Origin of the sequence: uncultured Leptotrichia sp., assembly GCF_938036635.1 — a bacterium.
Lineage (GTDB): Bacteria > Fusobacteriota > Fusobacteriia > Fusobacteriales > Leptotrichiaceae > Leptotrichia > Leptotrichia hongkongensis.
Window position 1 is genome coordinate 1 of the sequence record NZ_CALHQO010000024.1, and the last position, 4,546, is coordinate 4,546.

Genomic DNA, 4,546 nt, shown 5'->3' on the forward strand with positions numbered 1-4,546 from the left:
TATAGAATATAAAAATTTAGCCAAAGAATTAGATGAATTTGATTTGTTGAATTTCAAAAAAATTATTAACAAGGAAATAGAAGTTGAAGGATTAAAATCTTCATTAAAATTTTTAGCAAGAATATTATATGAGAAATATAATAAAAAAGTTGTGGTATTAATAGACGAATACGATGCTCCTCTAGTATCGGCATATATGAACAGATATTATGAAAAAGCTAAAAACTTTTTTAAAACTTTTTACAGCACAGTAATGAAAGATAATGTCTATTTACAAATAGGAGTAATGACAGGGATTATTAGAGTTATTAAAGCTGGTATTTTTTCAGATTTAAATAATATAAGCACTTATACCATATTGAATGATTTTTATTCTAATTGTTATGGATTAACAGAAAAAGAAGTAGAACAGGCATTAAAAGATTATGATTTAGAATACGAAATACAAGATGTTAAAGATTGGTATAATGGCTATAAATTTGGAAAAAGCGAAGTTTATAATCCTTGGAGCATATTAAATTTTTTACAATCTAAAGAATTAAGAGCCTACTGGGTAGATACTTCAGGAAACGATTTAATAAATGATGTACTGAAAACAACAAATAAATATACTATTAGAGCTTTAGAAAAATTATTTAATGGAGAAGGTTTAAAGCAAAATATATCTTCTACATCAGATTTATCAAGGTTGTTAGGCGAGGACGAATTATGGGAATTACTTCTATTTAGCGGTTATTTAACAGTTAAAGAAAAAATTGGAGATGTTCACGAAAGTATTTACACATTAAGATTACCAAATAAAGAAGTGAAGGATCTTTTTAGAAAAACATTTTTAGAAAGATATTTTGGAAGAGGAAGTAAACTGATAGATTTAATGGAGGCTTTGACTGAAAATAGAATAGAAGATTTTGAAGAAAAATTTCAAGAAATTTTGTTGACTTCAGCAAGTTACCATGATACAAAAAATGAAGATTTTTATCACGGATTAATTTTAGGAATGAGTCTTTATTTAGAGAAACAATATTATATAAGCTCAAATAAAGAAAGTGGCTTAGGAAGATACGACTTAGTAATGGAGCCAAAGAATAAAAATGATAAAGCCTATATTTTAGAATTTAAAGTCGCCAAAAGCGAAGAAAGTTTAAATAAAGAAAGCCAAGAAGCAGTAGAACAAATAATTTCTAAAAAGTATGATGTAAACTTAAAAGAAAAAGGAATAAAGGATATTATTTTTGTAGGTATAGCTTTTTATGGAAAATTAGTGAAGGTTGCTAGAAATTAAGAATGAAACTTGGAAAAATATAGATTAAAATAATCAAAAATAAAAGTAAAGCAACTGGAATACGAAATTGGATTAATTAAAGTAAAAGAGAAATAAACAACATGAAAAGAGAAAAAAGTTGGAAATAAAAAGAAAAGTCTATGATGATAAGGATTGGTATGAAGAATATATTCAAGTTTTAAAAGACGGAAAAGAAATTCATTATGGTGAAAGTTTTGATTTTCCGAAATATGAAAATGGAAATTATGTATTTTATTTAAATTATGGAAATATAGAGTATTACAAATTTTTTAAAATTTATTTGAAAAAATGGGAAGATAAAATTTATTTTATTCCAAAGTATAATTTTTGTAATGAGAAGGTATATGGATATTCACCATTGGAATTTTTGGAAAATGATATAAAAGAAATTTTAGAGAATAAGGAAGAAATTAGTAAAATCAAGAAATTGACAATAAAGGATATTTTGTGTGAATAGGCATGTAATAGTCAGTTTAGAGAATTTTGCAATAGTTTTGAAGATTATCAGAAAAAATTGGTTAATGAAATTTATTTTGTGGATAACGAGATAATTAATAACGATATTTCAGGAAAATTTGAAAAGATTTTCGGAATAAAAAACAAAAAAATAGAAAAAATAAATGTTAAAGAAGTTGAAAAACTTGATAAAATATCTGTTTATTTTGAAAATGGGAAAGTCTGGGAAGCGTTTTTTAAGAAAAATGAAAAAATATATTTGAATACAGAAATATCAGTAAGTTTTGAAATAAATGAAATATTATAAAAACAAAAAAATTAAAAAAGAAAGAGGTAATTTTATGAAAAAAGTATACTTCATAGGAGCAGGACCAGGAGATCCTGAATTGATTACAGTAAAAGGACAAAAAATTGTAAAGGAAGCAGATGTAATAATTTATGCGGGGTCATTGGTTCCAAAAGAGGTTATTGATTGTCATAAGGATGGAGCTGAAATTTATAATTCTGCTTCAATGAACTTGGATGAAGTGATGGAAGTTACGATAAAGGCACAGAAAAAAGGGAAGCTAGTAGCAAGAGTTCATACTGGGGATCCGAGCATTTATGGTGCAATAAGGGAACAAATGGATATTTTGGATGAATATGGGATTGAATATGAAGTAATTCCAGGAGTGAGTTCATTTGTGGCTGCTGCTGCTGCAATAAAAAAAGAATTTACTTTGCCAGATGTGAGTCAGACAATAATCTGTACAAGGTTGGAAGGAAGAACATCTGTTCCTGAAGCAGAAAGTCTTGAAAGCCTTGCTTCGCATAAATGTTCGATGGCAATATTCCTATCTGTGCAAATGATTGATGAAGTTGTAAAAAGATTATTAAAGCATTATGATAAAACAACGCCAATTGCAATTGTTCAAAGAGCAACTTGGGAAGATCAGAAAATTGTTATGGGAACATTAGAAAACATTGCCGAACTTGTGAAAAAGGAAAAAATCACAAAAACAGCACAAATTCTTGTAGGAAACTTTATGGGAAACGAATATTCTAAGTCTAAACTTTACGATAAGGCATTTTCACATGAGTTTAGAAAGGGAATTAAGAAATAATGAAAAAACTAATAACAATAATTCTATTTATATTTTCCATGCAAATTTTTGCAGGGCAGTATCAAGTAATAAAGCAAAAAAATGTTACTTTGTCAAAAGAGCAGATTGATTTGGAGAATAAGAAAATAGAAGAAACAGTCAGTAAATATCCTAAGAAAGTATTAAAAGAAATGATTTCATATTATTTTTCTGTAGCAAGTAAAGTAAATAATGAAATGAGTAAAGAAGAAAAAGAGAGTATGCAATTGCTACCAAAAGAATTTTCTAGTTTTTTTTCTGAAATATTTAACTTTAATATAAAAACTGTAAAATATTTATCAAATACAAAGGTTTCTGTTACTTATGAAGTAGTTATTCTTGATTTGGATAAAATTTTAGATGAAAAAGAAATGAAAAAAAGATTTTTTGAAAAATATGGATATGAAATAAAAGACGATGAAGATTTTGTTAGTCTTTCAGAAGTAAAAAAAGGGAAAGATATAATGAATGAAATGTTAAGAGAAGGAATGCGAAATCCTAAGAATTATGTGACAGATAAAGTAACGGATGAATTAAATAAAATCGGGAATGAATGGAAATTTAAGGATGCGGAAAAATTTGAAGAAATATTAAAAAAAATGAAGTGATAAAATACTATTTATTACCTAGGGATTTAAAAAATATGAAAATTATAAAACTTGAAAATCAGAAAAATGATTCTTTTTTTGAAGCAGAATGTTTTTTGCATATTGGGGAAGCAAAAGAAGATAAAAATTATGTGGCATTTGATTTGAGAAGGGAAGATGATCCGCTGTATAGCTGTTCTTATTATGATTTTGAGAAAGAAAAGGGAGATAAAATATTTCATTGTTTTGATGGGCAGGATTATTCGTGGAAATGTTATGAAAATGAAGTTACGAATGATGAAAAATTGAAAAATGAAATTTTAGGAAATTATGATATTTTGAGAAACAGCACAATTAGGTATTCGAAAGAAATAATTCATAAAAATAAGGTTGATTTTTCAAAAAAATTAATTGAACTTCTTGAGAAAATAAAAGCGGGAGAAAAAATAAACAAGAAGGAATTTCGGATAGAACTGAAAAAAGTTGGACTTTATAAATCAATTTGGAAAGAAAAAACAGAAATTTCTGATAATGTTGTAACACGGGAAATTGGTTTTGAGAAGATAATGAAATTTATTGAAGTAAATAATGTAAATAAGATTGTCTTTGAGAATGGCGAGTTTTTAGAAAATGAAGAAATAGAGAAATTTATTAGAGAATACATAATTGTAGAATTTCGTGATTTTAAGCCAATTAAAGATTTTGATATGATAAAAATGACTTTGGAAGAATGGAATAATCTTAAGAAATGGAAAAAATTGGAAGTAGAAAATAATATTATTGAAATTGAAGAAAAAGACTTTGAAAAAGATGTTCCGATTTATAGATTAAACGGGAGAAAAATAAATGCAAAAATAGAAGTTACAGATTTTGTAGAAATTAAAAATAATTTTCTTCGTTATTTCAATAAATGGTTTAGTAAGGGAAAAGACCATAATTTAAGAGAAAAAGCAGTTATAAAAGGAGTTATACGGGATGGGAGAAAGTTTTATATTTGGATTTTTTTTGATAAAAATAATAAGATTGTTGCAAGAGAAGAATATGATGAGTTTGGGAAAAGATGTGATTTGAAAAATGAG

6 protein-coding genes are annotated in these 4,546 nt (G+C 26.3%); all 6 read left to right on the top strand.

The window, feature by feature from the left end:
• The coding region (locus Q0370_RS00355) for an AAA family ATPase (protein WP_299570541.1) at positions 1-1,282 on the top strand (1,282 nt) is incomplete at its 5' end.
• Positions 1,283-1,400: 118 nt separating this feature from the next.
• Complete coding sequence (locus Q0370_RS00360) at positions 1,401-1,760, top strand: hypothetical protein (protein WP_299570544.1); 360 nt, start codon at positions 1,401-1,403, stop codon at positions 1,758-1,760.
• Between the two features lie 57 nt (positions 1,761-1,817).
• Positions 1,818-2,066: a hypothetical protein gene (locus Q0370_RS00365; protein ID WP_299570547.1), complete on the top strand. Its 249-nt coding sequence runs from the start codon at positions 1,818-1,820 to the stop codon at positions 2,064-2,066.
• Positions 2,067-2,100: 34 nt separating this feature from the next.
• Positions 2,101-2,862, top strand: coding sequence for a precorrin-4 C(11)-methyltransferase (gene cobM / locus Q0370_RS00370; protein ID WP_299570549.1), 762 nt, complete (start codon positions 2,101-2,103; stop codon positions 2,860-2,862).
• A complete protein-coding gene (locus Q0370_RS00375; protein ID WP_299570551.1) occupies positions 2,862-3,488 on the top strand; it encodes a hypothetical protein in 627 nt (208 codons plus the stop codon). The genes cobM and Q0370_RS00375 overlap by 1 nt, the downstream gene beginning before the upstream one ends.
• A 35-nt stretch (positions 3,489-3,523) precedes the next feature.
• The coding region (locus Q0370_RS00380; protein ID WP_299570553.1) for a hypothetical protein at positions 3,524-4,546 on the top strand (1,023 nt) is incomplete at its 3' end.